This window comes from Pseudomonas sp. GW704-F2 (genome assembly GCF_059423025.1).
This window is the reverse complement of sequence record NZ_JBWKXO010000048.1, coordinates 22,999-39,877: the sequence shown is the minus strand read 5'-3', so window position 1 is coordinate 39,877 and position 16,879 is coordinate 22,999. Positions and strand designations below refer to the sequence as shown.

Here is a 16,879-nt window from a genome sequence, read left to right as displayed (position 1 = left end):
CAACAGATACACCGCTATCGGGAGCAAGCTCCCTCCCACATTTTACTTTGTGTTTGTTTAGTTAAATCAGTGTTTTATGTTTGTTTTTTGATGTTTTTGATTAGGGGCGGTACAGGTGTACATGCCCGGCCCGATACAGCGACGACGCGCTGAAACTGTCACTGGCCAGCACCCGACCCACCACAATCAGCGCCGTGCGCCTGAAGCCTTTGGCCGCGACTTTGTCGGCAATGTCCGCCAAGGTGCCGACAGCCCAATCCTGATCCGGCCAGGTCGCGCGGTGTACCACGGCAATCGGGCAATCCGCGCCATAGTGCGGCAGCAGTTCGGCGACGATCTTCTCCAGGTGATTGACCCCCAGATGAATCGCCATGGTCGTGCCGTGACGGGCCAGGCTGTCGAAGTCTTCACCGGCGGGCATGCGGGTTTTATCGGCGTAGCGGGTGAGAATCACGCTCTGGGCGATGTCCGGCAGGGTCAGTTCAGTCTCCAGCAGCGCCGCGCAGGCGGCCACGGCGGTGACGCCGGGAATGATCTGGAACGCAATGCCCAGCTCGCGCAACAGGCGGATCTGTTCGCCAATTGCGCCGTACAGGCTTGGATCGCCGGAGTGGACCCGCGCCACATCCTGGCCCTTGGCATCGGCGGCCTTGATCAGCTCGATGATCTGTTCCAGGTGCAGTTCGGCGCTGTTGACCACCTGTTCGGCCTGATGCCCCTCCAGTACCGCCGCCGGCACCAGCGACCCTGCATAGATGATCACCGGGCAACTGCGGATCAGCCGCTGGCCTTTGACGGTGATCAATTCCGGGTCGCCGGGGCCGGCGCCGATGAAGTAGACGGTCATGGAGAAATCCTGTGAAAAAACGCGCGAGCATGAGGAACGCTCATGATCGGAAGCGGCGATTATCGCGGTTTCAGTCGACGCAGGCCAATGCCAAGGTGGCCCGGGCGGATTTTTTGCGCGGGACCAACAGGCGCGCAGGGGCGCCGCCGAGTTGTTCGGCCAGGGCCAGGGCGGCGCTTTCGGCGATGCCGTAACAACCGGTATGGGCAAAGGCGACGGCAGACCTGTGGCTCAGGCGGTCGTCATACATCGCCAGGTGCGCCGCGCTGAAGCAGTGCAGCGGCAGGTTCAGCCATTGGGCCAGGGCCAGCAAGCCCGGTTCATCCTGCTTGCGATCAAGGCTGGCCAGGGCGGTGATGCGATGGCGCTCGATACCGCCCTCGGCGAGGGCGGCGTCCAGCAGGTCCAGCAGGGCTTGAAACTCGCAGCCGCGCTGGCAGCCCAGGCCGACCACGAGGGTCATGCGGTGTATCGATCGTCGCGGTTGCGGCGAAACAACCAGGCGCTGATCAGCCCCAACGCCAACCAGAACGCGATGTTGGTCAGTTGCGAGGCGATCTTGAACTGTGCTTCCAGGGCCTCAGGGGCCAGCATCGAATGCACTTCAGGTTGCGGAGCGCCAATCACATGAGGCACCACGAGGATCGCCGCGCCCAGCGCCTTGAGCAGCCAGTTGCCACCGAATACCAGCAGCGCGATACCGGCCGCGGTTGAGGCCGCCGTGCCGATCCACCAGATCTGCCGTTGTGCCAGGTCGGCAGCGGCAGTGCCCGGCAATTCCGGCGGCAGGCCCAGGGTTGGCGCCAGCACGAAGGTTGCGTAACCGGCCAGGCCCCACAGCAGGCCTTGAGCCGTGCGAGTCGGTGCGCGCAGGGTGTAGAGCCCGGCGAGCATCAAGGCGAAACCGACCGCCACCACCAGATTGCCGCCAGTGGTCGACAGCACGCGCTGCCAGCCGTCTTCCGGCTCCCAGGCTTCGGCGTCATGGGCGTGTGCAGCGGTGCCGGCGGCGTGCTCGTGTACCACTTGCGTCGCGGCCGGGGCTTTTTCAAAGGTTTCCGCCTGCATGATTAGCGGGGCGACCCAGAAACTTTGCAGCAAGGTCAACAACAGGGCGGCCAGCAGCCCACTGAAACCTGCGGTTTGCGCAATACGCTTGATCATGTCGGCAGGTCTCAATGGCACGGGAACGCGGCGCTGTGGCGGGTATCGTGGGCGGCGTTGTGTACCGCTTCGATATGCGAGAACCCGGCGAAATACACCAGGCACGCGCCGAGGATCGAAGCGCCGATGGCGGCGCCCAGGCGTTGGCTCAGGGTGGCGGTGCTGCTGGTGCTAGACGAGGTGCTGCTGATGATCGACATGGCGCGTCCCTTCAGGGGTTCAGGGTGACACGAGCGCATGCAAAACCCGCGAGCCAGGCACGCAGGGTTCAAACAGCGCCCGCCCACCGCGGGTTTGTTAGATGATTTTTTTCGGGCCGGTCTCCGGGCTTGCGAGGGGGCTCTTGAACTGAGTCCTGAAAGCATCGCCTTCCCATGCACAAAGCACAGTGGCTGTGACGCTTCGCTCGCTTACCGTTGCGGGGGCAGCACCGGACTGGTCATATCGCTATGACGCACCGGTTTCCCGTTTCACCCTGTGAAGGGCACCCGAAACAAGGTGTGTAGGAAAGCATGCAGGGCGACGGTAGTCAAATTGACTGAGCCCCTGTAGCCTTGCACCCTCGAGGTTCTTCGGCCCAGGCCGAAGCTAAGAAGGGAACGCGGTTCAAGCCGCGGCTGCCCCCGCAACTGTGAAGGGTTTATCTGACTGCCACGCCACTGCCATCAAGGCGGGAAGGCGCAGCCAGCGCCGGTCGCAAGACCCGCAAGCCCCAAGCCAGGAGACCTGCCTCGCAACCGATTTTTCAATTCAACCGGGCGGGGTGATCCGGTGACGAAATCTGCTGCTGCGCGTCGCGCAGGGCCTATCGTCCCGTATGCCCGCCCCCAAGGGCATCCGATGAAAACACTGGCCAAACTCCCCGTCACCATCGTTACCGGCTTTCTCGGCTCGGGCAAAACCACCTTGCTGCGCCATATGCTCGATAACGCCCAGGGCCGTCGCATCGCGGTGATCGTCAACGAGTTCGGCGAGCTGGGCATCGACGGTGAAATCCTCAAGCAGTGCTCCATCGGTTGCACCGAGGAAGAAGCCAACGGCCGCGTGTATGAACTGGCCAACGGCTGCCTGTGCTGCACCGTACAGGAAGAGTTCTTCCCGGTGATGCGCGAACTGGTTGCCCGTCGCGGTGACCTTGACCATATCCTCATCGAAACCTCCGGCCTGGCCCTGCCAAAACCCTTGGTCCAGGCGTTCCAGTGGCCGGAAATCCGCAACGCCTGCACGGTCGATGCGGTGATCACCGTGGTCGACAGCCCCGCCGTGGCGGCCGGTACCTTCGCCGCCTTCCCGGATCAGGTCGACGCCCAGCGCAAACTCGACCCGAACCTGGACCACGAATCACCGCTGCATGAACTGTTCGCCGACCAACTGGCCAGCGCCGACCTGGTGATCCTCAACAAGTGCGACCTGATCAGCCCCGACGACCTGGCCCGCGTGCGCCTGGAAGTCGCCGAAGAGTTGCCGCCGGCGGTGAAGATCATCGAAGCCAGCAGCGGTCGGGTGCCGCTGGACGTGCTGATCGGCCTGGGCGCCGGCTCCGAAGAGCACATCGACGGCCGCCACAGCCATCACGATCATCATCACGAAGGTGAAGACGATCATGATCACGATGCGTTCGACTCCATTTCCATCGACTTGCCCCAGTCCGACGAAGCCCTGCTGCTCGACGCCCTGATCCAATTGGTGGTGCAGCACGGCATCCTGCGCGTCAAAGGCTTCGCGGCGATCCCGAACAAGCCGATGCGCCTGCTGATCCAGGGCGTGGGCACGCGCTTCGACAAACACTTCGACCGCGCCTGGAGCGCCGACGAAGCGCGCATCACGCGCCTGGTGCTGATCGGCCAGGACCTCGACGCGGCGGGCCTCGAAGCGCAATTGCGCGCCGCCCTCAGCGTTTAACCCATGCACCTGCTCAGGACCCAGCCCGGCGGTTTCGTCGCGGACGACAACATTGCCGACCTTGGGCAAACCCCCGCCGAGCTGGTGATCCTGTGCAGCGGCGACTCCAGCCTGGCGCTGCTGGCCGAAGCGGCCCAGCAGTTGCCCGAGGATTACCCGAGCCTGCGCCTGGTCAACCCGATGCAGGTGCAGAACCATGCATCGGTGGACCTGTACGTCGATGAAGTGCTGCGCCACGCCAAGGTCATCCTGATTTCCCTGCACGGCGGCATCGGCTATTGGCGTTACGGCGTCGAGCGCCTGGTGGCGTTGGCCGAGCGCGGGGTCACGCTGATCCTGGTGCCGGGGGATGACCGCCCCGACCCGGAACTCAGCGGCCTCAGCACCGTGGATGCCGCAGCGCGTGACCGCCTGTGGCAGTTCCTGCGCCAGGGCGGCCTGGGTAATGCGCTGGATTTTTATCGCTGCCTGGCCAGCGCCTACCTGGGCCGCGACTATGCCTGGGCCGAGCCGCAAACCCTGGCGCGCAGCGCGATTTATCACCCGCGTAAAGCCAATGCGTGCCTCAACGACTGGCAGTTGGATTGGAATCCTGAGTGCCCGGTGGCGGCGGTGCTGTTCTACCGCTCCCATCTGCAAGCGGCCAATACCGGTTTTATCGATGTGTTCTGCCAGCGTCTGCAGGCGGCGGGCCTGAATCCGTTGCCGATGGCAGTGGCCAGTCTGAAGGAGCCCGGCTGCCTGACGGTGGTCGAGGACTGGCTGGATGAGGTCGGGGCGGCGGTGATTCTCAACACCACCGGCTTTGCCCAGTCCAGCCCCGAAGCACCGCATTTGCGCCCGTTTCGCCGCAATATCCCGGTGATCCAGGCAATTTGCGCCCAGGACAACCAACCCGCCTGGCAGGCCAGCGAACAAGGCCTCGGCCCGCGCGACCTGGCGATGCACATCGCTTTGCCGGAACTGGACGGGCGCATCATCAGCCGACCGATCAGCTTCAAGGACCTGGCCTGGCGCAGTGAGCGTAGCCAGTCGGACGTGGTGTGCTACCGCGCAGCGCCGGAGCGCATGGACTTTGTCGCTGAACTGGCGCGCCGTTGGGTCGAACTGGCGCGGGTGCCGAATGCCGACAAGCGCATCGCCCTGATCCTGGCCAACTACCCGACGCGCGACGGCCGCATCGGCAACGGCGTCGGCCTGGACACGCCGGCGGCGGCGCTGAATATCCTGCGGGCCTTGCAGGCCGAGGGTTATCCGCTGCCCGAAATCCTGCCGGAAAGCGGCACCGCGCTGATCCACGAACTGCTCGGTGGCGTCACCAACGACCTGGACAACCTCGACCTGCGCCCGTGCCACCAAAGCCTGGGCCTGGACGACTACGAGGCGATGTTCAAGCGCCTGCCCGAAGCCAACCGCCAGGCGGTGCTGGAACGCTGGGGCGCGCCGCACAACGACCCGATGTGCCGCGACGGCCGCCTGATGATCGCCGGCCTGCGCCTGGGCTTGACGTTTATCGGCATCCAGCCGGCCCGCGGTTATCAGTTGGACGCCAGCGCGGTGTACCACGACCCGGACCTGGTGCCGCCTCACGCTTACCTGGCGTTCTATTTCTGGTTGCGCCACACCTACGGCGCTCACGGCGTGATCCACGTCGGCAAGCACGGCAACCTGGAATGGCTGCCGGGCAAGGGCGTAGGGCTGTCGGAAAATTGCTGGCCCGACGCGCTGCTCGGGCCGCTGCCGAATATCTACCCGTTTATCGTCAACGACCCGGGCGAGGGCGCCCAGGCCAAGCGGCGCACCCAGGCGGTGATCATCGATCACTTGATGCCGCCGCTGACCCGTGCCGAAACCTACGGGCCGCTGCGCGACCTGGAGCTGTTGGCGGACGAATACTACGAAGCGCAATTGCTCGACCCGCGCCGCGCCCGCGAGCTGCAAAAGGACATCCTCAAGCTGGTGCGCGAAACCCGTATCGACCAGGAGCTTGAGCTGGACAGCGAGGCCGACGCGGCGATCTGGCTGCCGCGCCTGGATACCTACCTGTGTGACCTGAAGGAATCGCAGATCCGCGACGGCTTGCATATCTTCGGCGAGTCGCCCCAGGGCCGCTTGCGTATCGACACCTTGCTCGCGTTGCTGCGTATCCCGCGTGGCGACGGCCGAGGCGCGCAATCGAGCCTGTTACGGGTATTGGCCAAGGCCTTCGAGCTGGGTTTCGACCCGCTGGACTGCGCCCTCGCCGAACCCTGGACCGGACGCTGCCCGGAGGTGTTGCAAACCATCGATCCACAGCGGTGGCGCACCGCCGGTGATACCCGCGAGCGCCTGGAGCTGTACGCTGCACGGTTGATCGAACAGGCGCTGGCGGGGCCGCTGGAACAGCTGGAAGAGCCCGGTTGGGAGGACGTCAAATCCGTCATCGAAAGCCTGCGCAGTGTCGTGGCGCCACGCCTGGATGGGTGCGGCCCGGCGGAAATGCGCGGCCTGCTCGATGCCCTGGGCGGCCGCTTCGTGCCGGCGGGCCCAAGCGGCGCGCCGAGCCGGGGGCGTCTGGATGTGCTGCCCACCGGGCGCAATTTTTTCAGCGTCGACGTGCGCAACCTGCCAACCACCACTGCCTGGCGCATCGGTTTCCAGTCGGCCAACCTGATTCTCGAGCGGCACCTGCAAGACCACGGCGACCACCTGCGCCAGCTCGGCCTGTCGGTGTGGGGCACCGCGACCATGCGTACCGGCGGCGACGATATCGCCCAGGCCATGGCCCTGATGGGGGTACGCCCGGTGTGGGTCACGGGCAGCCAGCGGGTGGACGACTTCGAAATCCTGCCGATCAGCCTGCTGGACCGCCCGCGTGTCGACGTGACTTTGCGCGTGTCGGGGTTCTTCCGGGATGCCTTCGCCAACCTGATCCGCCTGTTCGATGCGGCGGTACAAGCGGTGGCGGCGCTGGACGAGCCTGACGATATGAACCCGCTGGCCGCCAAGGTCCGTTGCGAGCGCCAGGCGTTGCTTGAGTCCGGCCTGGACGAGGCCGCGGCGGCGAAACAGGCGGGCTGGCGTATTTTCGGGGCCAAGCCCGGTGCCTATGGCGCTGGCGTGCAGGGCGCGATCGACGGTCGCTTGTGGCAAAGCCGCGAGGACTTGGCCGAGGTCTACCTGAATTGGGGTGGCTACGCCTATGGTGGCGCCGACGAGGGCACCGCCGCCCGCGGGCAATTCGCCCAACGCCTGAGCCAGGTGCAGGCGGTGCTGCAAAACCAGGACAATCGCGAGCACGACCTGCTCGATTCCAACGATTACTACCAATTCCAGGGCGGCATGCTCGCCGCCGTGGAAACCCTGAGCGGCGACAAGGCTGCCAGCTACCATGGCGACCACAGCCAGCCGGACGTGCCGAAGATCCGCACCTTGAAGGAAGAGCTGAACCGGGTGATCCGTGCCCGCGCCGCCAACCCCAAGTGGATCGAAGGCGTGAAGCGTCATGGCTATAAAGGTGCGTTCGAGATGGCGGCAACCGTGGACAATCTGTTCGCCTTCGACGCCACCACCGCGCTGATCGACGATCACCAATACGCCTTGCTCGCCGACGCCTACCTACTCGACCCCGACACCCGCGCCTTTGTGCTACAGCACAACCCTGATGCCCTGCGGGACATGACCGAGCGCCTGCTCGAAGCCCAGCAGCGTGGCATGTGGCAAGCGCCGGGGGCGTATCGCGAGGCGTTGGAAAACCTGTTGCTGGATATAGAAGAAGACAGCTGATGACTGATATTCCCCATTTCCCGCTGTCGGCCGTGGTCGGTGCCGATGACCTGAAACTCGCGCTGTGCCTGACCGCCATCGACCCGAAGATCGGCGGCGTGCTGATCGAAGGCCCGCGCGGCATGGCCAAGTCCACCCTGGCACGTGGCTTGGCGGACCTGTTGGCCAGCGGTCAATTCGTCACCTTGCCGTTGGGCGCCACCGAAGAGCGCCTGGTCGGCACCCTGGACCTGGATGCGGCATTGGGCGAAGGCCGCGCGCAGTTCTCACCCGGCGTGCTGGCCAAGGCGGATGGTGGGGTGTTGTATGTCGACGAGGTCAACTTACTGTCCGATCATTTGGTGGACCTGTTGCTGGACGTGGCCGCCAGCGGCACCAACCTGATCGAGCGCGACGGCATCTCCCACCGGCATGCGGCGCGCTTTGTGCTGATCGGCACGATGAACCCGGAGGAGGGTGAGTTGCGTCCGCAGTTGCTCGACCGCTTCGGCTTCAATGTGGCCTTGAGCGGGCAAACCGTGCCGGCCGAGCGTGGGCAGATCATCCGCCGGCGCCTCGACTTCGACAGCGACCCCGTGGCCTTCTGCGCGCTGTGGGCCGAACCGCAGGCCGCCCTGCGCGAGCGTTGCACCCGGGCGCGGGCCTGTCTCGAGGCCATTGCATTGGATGACGAGGCGCTGGCACAGATCACCCAACGCTGCTTTGCCGCGGGCGTGGATGGTTTGCGCGCCGACCTTGTCTGGTTGCGTGGCGCAAGAGCGCATGCAGCCTGGCGCGGCGCGACCGCCATCGCCGAGGAAGATATCGAAGCCGTGGCCGAGTTTGCCTTGCGCCATCGTCGCCAGGCGCAGTCCCCGCCGCCCAGCCCGCCCAACCATGAGGGCCAGGCGCCTCAAGCGTCCGACACTTCACCCGGCCAAGGCCAGTGGGGCGATATGCCCGCACCGGCCTTGCCCACGGGCGCTCGCCGAGACGTGCCCGCCTGGCCAAAAAAGCCTTAGGCATCTGCCCCCGACCTGACGCGGGGGCGGATGCCCGGCCCAAGGCGGGGCGACTGGATAAAGGCAGGCACGGCAAGTCGCGCGACGCGCAGCAGGGCTCTATCAATTGGCCGGGCACCTTGCTCGGCGGGCGGCCGCAGTCTCGTGAGGACCTGCGTTTCCACCTGCGCAGCCGCTCGGCCCAGGAGTTATGGTTGGTGATTGTCGACGCGTCGGCGTCGACGCGGCGGCATCGTGCATTGACCGATGCCAAAGGGTTATTGGCGCAACTGTTGGATGACGCCTACCGCCAGCGGGCGCGCATGGCATTGCTGACGGCGAGCGGGCAGTCGCCGAAGTGGCAGGTGCAGGGCCTGAAAGCCGCGAAAAGCCTGGCTGGCTGGCTGGATCAGCTCGGCGCGGGTGGCGGTACGCCACTGTTGGCCGCGCTGGGCGAGGCGACGCAATGGCTGGCGGCACGCAGAACGCGCTACCCCGCCGAACAGCAGCGGTTGCTGGTGGTGACCGACGGGCGACTCAAGGAGATTGCCGCGTTGCCATCGCTGGAGTGCCCGGGGTTATTGGTCGATATCGAGCGCGGGCCGATTCGGTTGGGGAGGGCGCGAGAACTGGCTCAGCGCCTGTGCTTGGATTATCGACATATCGATAGTTTTTAGGCTCTAAAACCAGATCGGGAAGTGTCGCTCTTGTAAAGTCGAATCTTCCGACATTAATCACCGATAACAAATCTTTACTCTCTGGGCTTTCGCGTCCAGGAGTAAAGGGAATGACTTCCAGCGTACTGCCGAGGGTTCTTTTCGACCACAGCCGGCACACCCTGAGTGTGCGCAACATCGAAGCCCGTCTCGACGTGTTGGCCTTTGAAGGCCACGAACACCTGAGCCAGCCCTTCACCTATCGCGTGGAGTTCACCAGCACCGAACGTGACCTCGCCGCCGAAACCCTGCTTGGCCAGGACGCCCGTTTCAGCCTGCACGCCGCCCTGCAAAAACCACCGGCCTCAGGCTTCATCGCGCCCGCAATCAAACCGCTGCGCAGCCTGCACGGCGTGGTCACCGGCTTCAAGCGCCAGTGCGGCTCGAACGACCAGGCCCGTTATGAAATCACTCTGCAGCCGCGCCTGGCCCTGCTCGGCCAAGGCAGACAATTTCGCATCTACCAGCATCAATCCGTGCCGCAGATCGTCGAAAGCATCCTGCGCAGCCGCCACGATTTTGAAGGCCAGGACTTTCTGTTCAGCCTGAAACGCGACTACCCCAGGCGCGAGCAGGTCATGCAATACGGCGAAAGCGACCTGGCCTTCATCGACCGCCTGCTCGCCGACGTCGGCATCTGGTACCGCTTCACCAGCGACGAACGCCTGGGTATCGATGTGGTCGAGTTCTGCGACGATCAGCGCCTCTACCAGTTCGACATCGCGCTGCCGTATCGCCCGCAATCCGGGTTGGGCAGCAGCGGGCAGGACGCGGTGTGGCACCTGCAATCGAACCACCGGGTGGTCGAACAACAGGTGCATATCCGCACCTACCACCCCCGCGACGCCGGCGCCCACCTGAGCGGCGAGATCGACCAGAGCCGCGGCGCCAGCGGCACCTACGGCGAGGCCTACCACTACGCCGAGCCCTACACGACCCTCGGCGACCGACTGGATCAGGACGAAGACCTGCTCAGTGAAAGCGGCTACTTCTACGCACGCCTGCGCCACGAGCATTACCTCAACGCCCAGACCCAACTCAGCGGCATCACCAGCAGCGCCACGTTAGCGCCGGGGCAGGTGCTGCACATCACCGGCGGCGCGCCCGAAGCCTTCACACCGGGCGCGGTGATCACCGGCCTGACCACCACCGCCGCTCGCGACAGCAGCTTGGTCGCCACCTTCCAGGCCATACCCTATTCAGACACCGTGTGCTTTCGCCCCGCACTGCAGCCCAAACCCCAAATCGCCGGCACCGTCCCGGCCCGCGTCACCAGCCCACAGGCCAACGACCCCTACGGCCACATCGACCTCGAAGGGCGCTACAAGGTCAACTTCCTGTTCGACCGCGACACCTGGAAACCCGGCGAAGAAAGCCTATGGCTACGCCTGGCCCGACCCTACGCCGGAGATACCCACGGCCTGCACCTGCCGTTGATCGCAGGGACCGAAGTGGCGATTGCGTTCGAGCAGGGCGACCCGGACCGGCCCTACATCGCGCACGCGTTGCACGATAGCCAGCATGTCGATCATGTGACCTTGCGTAACTACAAACGCAACGTGCTGCGTACCCCGGCGAACAACAAGCTGCGGATGGATGACACGCGGGGGCGGGAGCACGTCAAGCTGAGTACTGAGCACAGTGGTAAGAGCCAGCTGAATCTTGGGCATTTGGTGGATGGTCAGCGACAACCACGTGGTCAGGGAGCCGAATTGCGTACCGATGGCCATGCCGCCATCCGTGCGGGCAGCGGCATCTTCATCAGTGCTGACGCGCAGCCCAAAGCTCAGGGTCAGATGCTTGAAATGAGCGCCGCGCTGGGCCGGTTACAGCAGGCGGGCGAACAGTTGGACGGGTTGTCGGTAGACGCCCAGGCAGCCCATGCAGACCCGGCCGATGTACAGGCGCAGTTGAAGTTGCTCAAGCAAGACCTGGAACAACTCAAGTCGTCCGTGCTGGTGCTCAGCGCGCCCGATGGCGTGGCCGTGACCAGCGGCCAGCATCTGCAATTGGCGGCGCAAAAAAATCTGATGATCAACTCCGGGGCTGAGACGGATATCAGCGTGGTCAAGCGGCTGTTCATCGGTGTGGGGCAAGGGATGAGTCTGTTTGTGCGCAAGCTGGGGATCAAGCTGATCGCTAATCAGGGGGCGGTGAGTATCCAGGCGCAGAACGACAAGCTCGAGTTGATCGCGCGTCATGGGTTGGACATCACCAGTACCGAGGACGAGATCCATATCACGGCGAAAAAGAAAATCATCTTGAATGCCGGTGGCAGCTACATCGCCATTGATCAAAGTCGCATCGAGTCCGGGACTCAGGGGGACTACTTCATAAAGTCGGCGTACTTCGACCTTCAGGGGCCAGCCCGACAAACCCTGGATATGCCACAGCCTCCTCAATTGACTGAGCACAAATCCAAGGCCCAGGGGCCTACGGATTTCTCTGGCTGATCCCTTTGCTACCAGGAGTGAATCACACCATGGCCAACTTGTTTTCTCGAGTATTTGATCTCTTCAGCCCCATCCGGGAAGAGCCGATTTATGTGGCAGACCCTCCGCTTTGGCCAACACGGCAGACATCACCTTCGCCGTCTCAACCGCTTGCGCAAACCAGTAACGACACACCGGTTCCAGTGAGAAACTGGAGCCATCCCTTCAAGTACAAGACCAGCCCGTTGCTGCAATTAACCCAAATGGCCAAGGCGGTAGCCGGTTACTACCCGTTGGGACGCAATGGTCTTTGGCACGGCGGGGTGCATTTCGACAGCGGCACAGCCGGCACTCTGGATCAATCCAGCGTGCATTGCCTGGCCGACGGCGAGGTGGTGGCGTATCGCATCGACGAGCACTCGCCGACCACCGCGTACTTCGTCAATGAACTGAGCGTAAAAAAGCCCTTTTCACGCAACTTTGTGCTGGTACGTCATCGCCTCGAAGCTCCAAAGATTGAGGGGAGCCCAGACGCACCGCCGAGCCTGATTTTTTATAGCCTGTACATGCACTTGCAGGATTGGGCGGTTTACCAGAACGACCCTGGCATTGCGCGTCCCGCGTTTTGGCCCGAAGGGCAGACTCGCAGAGTCAAGGCAACGGTGCGGGACTTAATCCCAGGCCATCCTGAGCAGCAGGGTTTGAAGGTTTACAACCAGGCGCAGCGGAGTAAAGCGCTTGCTCTGTTGTTACCGGGGGCGGAGGTGACCGTAAGCGGTGACGGTGAATTCCGAAAGCTGGAAAACACCAATGGACCTGACGTACTGAAAAGCGCCGATGGCCCACTGCTCGGTTACCTTTCGATTGACTATCTGCTCCCCATCGCCGGCGATGAGTACCGCGTCAAAGCAAATCCGTCACTTCGTGTCCGCGCCGAAGCGAACACCAGCAGCGCCATCCTTATGGAACTGCCCCATGACACGGAAGTAGCCGTCAGCGGTGAAGGCACGTTCCGTAAGTTGGAGCGTGTAAATCAGTACGTTCACTTCAATTCCCTGGACGGTGTTCGCGAACCGATAGCCGAGCGCATCGAGGTTCTCGATCAACCGATAGCGATCAAGGCTGGCGACTTGATCGGTCACATTGGCGAGTATCAAGACGGCGGGGCTGAGCACCCGGAAAAGAAATTGCATCTGGAAGTGTTCAGTGCCGATCACATGGAACCGTTCATCGAAGCAAGTCGTGCCTGGGCACAACGACTACCTGAGGCAAGCAAGTCCTGGCTGAAACTCTCCAAGGGCACTGCCGTAGTGGCGCATCAGGAGCGTTTCAGCGTCACACAACCACCCACGCTCAGTGCAGCCAGCACGCCCAGTGATGCTGATCTACTGGTGCCTAAAAGTCAGCTCGATGGCCTACAGACCGATAAAAAAATCATGATCGCCGCAACGGCAGATCGAAAGGCCTGCAACTGGTACCGCCTCGATGGACTGCTGCACGACGTGGACGGCGTGTTACTCGATGGCTGGGTGCGCGAAGAAGTGGGCGTTACTCCGTGGGTCAGTCCATGGTCGTGGGACGGCTACGACATCGTCTTCAACTACGACTCCCCTCGGCAAACCCTGGCTTCTTTTTTCCGCGCGGCCAACCGTTTTAATGAAGAGCAACTCGAACGCCACGGCCCCTGGGCCGACATGTCGGATAAAGGGCCGATGAAGAAGCGCCTGTACGACATCATTGATCGTGACCGTGATGGAAAAATGACGGCTGAAGAGTTGCAGGCAGCGATTGGCCTACCGGCGCACGCGCAATCGCTGTCGCAACTGATCATTTTCTACGAAAGCGAATGGCGCCACGAACCCCATAAGTGGGACGCGCTGGACGCAGTACTGGGCCATAGCGGCTCCACCCCTCTGCTGAACTGGTTGGCGGAGAAAGAGCGGATCAAGCAGATAAGTTGGTGGAATGAGGTGGCGCCGGGAGTGGGATTGCCGGTGCATGGGCGGGTTTATCACTTGCATCCCGTGGGGTTGGTAGGACAATTTCTGACGAGAGATGAGTGCGCTTGTGGTTGTTGTTTAGATATTAAATTTTCGAGATATAGATGGGTTAGGAAGAGGAGAGGGTACCCTGACATGACATATTATGGCCCTGTATATCATGGGACTAAGAAGTTAAACAGGTTTTCAGGTTGGGACGATCTGATCAGTAAGGGAAAAGCAACAAGTGATGAAAAGGCTATTGTGATTGCCATGTCTTCGAATGAAGGGGCCATGGACGCAGTTCAAGCCTGGGACTGGCAAACATTTAGTGCCGGAGCCATGCAGAAAACTGTAACTCCTGAAGGTTATGGTGAATTACCCAAGCAGATCAATGAGTTTAAATTGGAAAACCGAGTTTTATTTAGCGAAATTTTTGCTAAGTGCGGTTGGTCCATCAGGCAAGAGTCCAATGGAGCAAGAATATATTACTCGTCAGGAGAGACGGAGAATGAAGAGATAACCGGGAGTGCGCTGTATGAATTCATAAAAAAAGGATTTGGTCAAACTGATTCTGGATTTCCCAAAAAGTCAGAAGCTCTGGCTTCGATTGCGAGTGCAATGCTTCATGAAGAGTTTCAGAAAAAACAGGTGGTTGATTTTATTGCCCGTATGAGAGTGGCTCTCTCGAAGTCACCTCTCGGTTACGCTAATCCTGCAAGTGACTTCTTCCAGTCGAGGCTCGGACGTGCTCTGGTTCTTGATCACGATGTGAATGCGCCCGCTAATGTGTCACGTAGCCTCAAGAGCGCAATTGACGTATTGCGCAGTCGCCACCCTGGATTGAGTTTAGATCCATACCAGTGGGGAGATAGTCGCCTGCAGTACGAGGAAGAATTGATAATGATTTATGGGCCAGCTCGCAATATGAACTCTCCGAGTGAACGCTACAGTCACCTTCGTGGGTTATTATAAGGGACGTTATAGTGAGACATATAATTTTGTTATTTTTTGCTGTACTAACCTCTACTGGATTGATGGCGACCACTATCCAAGGGGAATCAGGTTTGCTCCTCTATTCGGACGGGGTTGATGGCGACTATAAATCGCTGGTCTACAAAACAAACACTGGAAGGGTTCTGCGAATATTTGATGAGGGGTTAAGTTATAACTATAATAGCAAGTATGATGCTGGTAATCTTTCTCCTGATAAAGCCTACTCGGTGGTACATTTTTCTGAAGTGGGGGAGGAGTACGAGGGGCGCTCTAATACCATATATCTTTGTGCGTTTGTAAGAATGTCTGATGGTTGCGTTGTGAATGTATCAACTGGAGAGCAGTGTGGAGGGGGGTGGGGGACGTCTAGTCTGTGGCGTAGTTCACTGAGTATTAACGGATACGATTTGACTAAAGATTCACCAACCGTCGACAAAGTCTACAAGGACTACGCGTCCGGACGAAAGGATTTAATTCAAGTTTCCTCTCCAAGGGTTCTCGCGTATTTTTTAGAGGGAACGACATTTGATAATATTCTAGCTTGCGACCCTCCTCGCGAGAAAAATAAAAAAATATATAGTGACATGTTGACGCTGCTGGAACGTGACGGCGATGCGAGCAATTCTTTAAAGCTGAGAGCGATTATGGGTGCAACTGGAATGCTGCCTACAGGTGAAACAGTACAGGCGGCTCAACCGGCAATAAAGGTTGAGAGTCGCCGACCTCTTGCACTGTCTGTATTTGATCATGGAACAAAATATGGCCTGTTGGTACCAGGAGATTTTTTACGTGAGATTGAGGCGGTATACGATGACGTGCATATTGAGGATATTACCGGTGACGGGGTCGGAGAGGTGGTTTTTCATTTGGCGGGAGATGGTGTGAATTTTTGCTCGAGAGTACTGCGTTACGAAAGTAGTGATCACTCCTTAAAGGAGTTGGTTTTTAATCAGGGAGGTCTTTGTGATTTTAAGCTTAGAGGTGGCTATATTATCAGCTCTTATAAGGATGGGGGTACTTGGGTTGAAGATATTTACATTGCTGAAGGTGGGCAAGTAAATATAAAGATGTCGGATCGCTGTGTCGGGTGTGGTGAGGTAAGTCGGGTAGTTTACCCTTTTGCTGGTTCGCCTATAAGGTCGTTAGTGTCCGATGACATGAATTTCGAAAAGCGTACAGAATTAGTCTCTACCGTGGAATCTATCCAGGCTAGGATTTTTTCTTCCCCTGCAGCGACTAAGTCCACGCAAAAATATTTAATACGAGGAGATAGAATTACCTTTTTGGGGTTTTATAGCAATGACGGTGAAGATTGGGTTGAGTTCAGGTTTTCCGGGGGCGTTACTACAGAAGGGTGGTTGAGGTGCAGTGATCTAGTTAGTTGTGATAAGTTTTAGTGTATCGACATTGCTGATTTTTAGTGCTGGCGTCCCAAGGCAAATTTTTGAGGGTCGTGAGTTGGTAATGCGTTTGAGTGAGCGTGCGTCCGATTTTTATGATGTGGGCGCGATTGAATTCGTGCCAGTGGATGGCGAGCGTGGGCAATTATTGTTGGCAGGCACCGCTCTTAATATCTCGAGCTGCCCGGATTGTTGGTAATGAAAGCACTTTCGTCATGTTAGGAAGTGATTGTGAAGTAGATGTTGCTGGTTGCGACTCTTACGATGACTTGTCTGTTTTCGTAATTATTAGTGTGAGCTAGCGAAGTATTATGAATGAATAGGTTTTTTTGAAACTAAGCATCGATGACAGTTCTTGTATTTTAAGTGCGCTTAGCAAATATGACCCTTTCGCAGGGCAAGTAATTGAATCGTTTCGTGAGTGGAGATAGAACATGAAAAGTATCATTCGCATAGGCGACAAAACAACCGGCGGTGGCAGTGTTCAATCAGGTTCCACTGTCATGTTCTTCAGAGGCATTGGCGCGGCTCGCCAGGGTGATCCAGTGGACTGCCCGATCCCCAGCCATGGCCGAACAGAGATTGCCGAGGGGCACCCAACGTTTCATGACTACGGCATTCCGGTCGCGTTTCATGGGCATCGTTGCGCGTGTGGTTGCACCTTGATTTCGTCTCTGCCTCAAGCAAGTGCGAGCTAG

The 16,879-nt window shown here is 60.1% G+C and carries 12 protein-coding genes and 2 riboswitches; of the genes, 8 read left to right on the top strand and 4 right to left on the bottom strand.

Features of this window, described 5'->3' with window-relative positions:
• Positions 1 to 100: 100 nt before the first annotated feature.
• The 4 genes from cobM to AC07W0_RS27090 form a co-directional block, all read right to left on the bottom strand.
• Positions 101 to 847, bottom strand: a complete 747-nt coding sequence (cobM, locus tag AC07W0_RS27105; RefSeq protein ID WP_102618971.1) for a precorrin-4 C(11)-methyltransferase — start codon at positions 845 to 847, stop codon at positions 101 to 103.
• Positions 848 to 917: 70 nt separating this feature from the next.
• Complete coding sequence (locus AC07W0_RS27100) at positions 918 to 1,310, bottom strand: cobalamin biosynthesis protein (RefSeq protein ID WP_017846599.1); 393 nt, start codon at positions 1,308 to 1,310, stop codon at positions 918 to 920.
• On the bottom strand, positions 1,307 to 2,011 hold the full coding sequence (locus AC07W0_RS27095; RefSeq protein ID WP_079444077.1) for a CbtA family protein: 705 nt from the start codon (positions 2,009 to 2,011) through the stop codon (positions 1,307 to 1,309). Before AC07W0_RS27095 ends, AC07W0_RS27100 begins: the two co-directional genes overlap by 4 nt.
• Before the next feature lie 11 nt (positions 2,012 to 2,022).
• On the bottom strand, positions 2,023 to 2,211 hold the full coding sequence (locus AC07W0_RS27090) for a CbtB domain-containing protein (protein WP_079444076.1): 189 nt from the start codon (positions 2,209 to 2,211) through the stop codon (positions 2,023 to 2,025).
• Between the two features lie 97 nt (positions 2,212 to 2,308).
• A riboswitch (cobalamin riboswitch) is annotated at positions 2,309 to 2,518 on the bottom strand.
• Between the two features lie 41 nt (positions 2,519 to 2,559).
• Positions 2,560 to 2,759: riboswitch (cobalamin riboswitch) on the top strand.
• 92 nt (positions 2,760 to 2,851) lie between these two features.
• Here AC07W0_RS27090 and cobW point away from each other — a divergent pair.
• From cobW to AC07W0_RS27050, 8 genes are all read left to right on the top strand, one after another.
• On the top strand, positions 2,852 to 3,913 hold the full coding sequence (cobW, locus tag AC07W0_RS27085; RefSeq protein ID WP_102618972.1) for a cobalamin biosynthesis protein CobW: 1,062 nt from the start codon (positions 2,852 to 2,854) through the stop codon (positions 3,911 to 3,913).
• Positions 3,914 to 3,916: 3 nt separating this feature from the next.
• Positions 3,917 to 7,678 carry a cobaltochelatase subunit CobN gene (cobN, locus tag AC07W0_RS27080; RefSeq protein WP_102618973.1) on the top strand — a complete coding sequence of 1,254 codons (3,762 nt, stop codon included), beginning with the start codon at positions 3,917 to 3,919 and terminating at the stop codon, positions 7,676 to 7,678.
• Positions 7,678 to 8,679 carry a magnesium chelatase ATPase subunit I gene (locus AC07W0_RS27075; protein WP_102618974.1) on the top strand — a complete coding sequence of 334 codons (1,002 nt, stop codon included), beginning with the start codon at positions 7,678 to 7,680 and terminating at the stop codon, positions 8,677 to 8,679. Before cobN ends, AC07W0_RS27075 begins: the two co-directional genes overlap by 1 nt.
• A gap of 53 nt (positions 8,680 to 8,732) precedes the next feature.
• The gene (locus tag AC07W0_RS27070) at positions 8,733 to 9,335 is read left to right on the top strand and encodes a vWA domain-containing protein (protein WP_102618975.1); all 603 of its coding nucleotides are present in this window, start codon (positions 8,733 to 8,735) and stop codon (positions 9,333 to 9,335) included.
• Between the two features lie 110 nt (positions 9,336 to 9,445).
• A complete protein-coding gene (locus tag AC07W0_RS27065) occupies positions 9,446 to 11,827 on the top strand; it encodes a type VI secretion system Vgr family protein (protein ID WP_207245628.1) in 2,382 nt (793 codons plus the stop codon).
• A gap of 29 nt (positions 11,828 to 11,856) precedes the next feature.
• Entirely contained in the window at positions 11,857 to 14,760 is a 2,904-nt protein-coding gene (locus AC07W0_RS27060) for a hypothetical protein (protein ID WP_146013209.1), read from the top strand.
• Positions 14,761 to 14,771: 11 nt separating this feature from the next.
• Positions 14,772 to 16,178, top strand: coding sequence for a hypothetical protein (locus AC07W0_RS27055; RefSeq protein ID WP_146013210.1), 1,407 nt, complete (start codon positions 14,772 to 14,774; stop codon positions 16,176 to 16,178).
• Positions 16,179 to 16,615: 437 nt separating this feature from the next.
• Complete coding sequence (locus AC07W0_RS27050) at positions 16,616 to 16,879, top strand: PAAR domain-containing protein (protein WP_081610138.1); 264 nt, start codon at positions 16,616 to 16,618, stop codon at positions 16,877 to 16,879.

Excerpts from the sequence above, each read along its gene's own strand:
- AC07W0_RS27065 (WP_207245628.1), top strand. The coding sequence starts at position 9,446 with ATGACTTCCAGCGTACTGCCGAGGGTTCTTTTCGACCACAGCCGGCAC.
- AC07W0_RS27095 (WP_079444077.1), bottom strand. The coding sequence starts at position 2,011 with ATGATCAAGCGTATTGCGCAAACCGCAGGTTTCAGTGGGCTGCTGGCC.
- AC07W0_RS27100 (WP_017846599.1), bottom strand. The coding sequence starts at position 1,310 with ATGACCCTCGTGGTCGGCCTGGGCTGCCAGCGCGGCTGCGAGTTTCAA.
- cobW (WP_102618972.1), top strand. The coding sequence starts at position 2,852 with ATGAAAACACTGGCCAAACTCCCCGTCACCATCGTTACCGGCTTTCTC.
- AC07W0_RS27060 (WP_146013209.1), top strand. The coding sequence starts at position 11,857 with ATGGCCAACTTGTTTTCTCGAGTATTTGATCTCTTCAGCCCCATCCGG.
- AC07W0_RS27090 (WP_079444076.1), bottom strand. The coding sequence starts at position 2,211 with ATGTCGATCATCAGCAGCACCTCGTCTAGCACCAGCAGCACCGCCACC.
- AC07W0_RS27075 (WP_102618974.1), top strand. The coding sequence starts at position 7,678 with ATGACTGATATTCCCCATTTCCCGCTGTCGGCCGTGGTCGGTGCCGAT.
- AC07W0_RS27050 (WP_081610138.1), top strand. The coding sequence starts at position 16,616 with ATGAAAAGTATCATTCGCATAGGCGACAAAACAACCGGCGGTGGCAGT.
- cobN (WP_102618973.1), top strand. The coding sequence starts at position 3,917 with ATGCACCTGCTCAGGACCCAGCCCGGCGGTTTCGTCGCGGACGACAAC.
- cobM (WP_102618971.1), bottom strand. The coding sequence starts at position 847 with ATGACCGTCTACTTCATCGGCGCCGGCCCCGGCGACCCGGAATTGATC.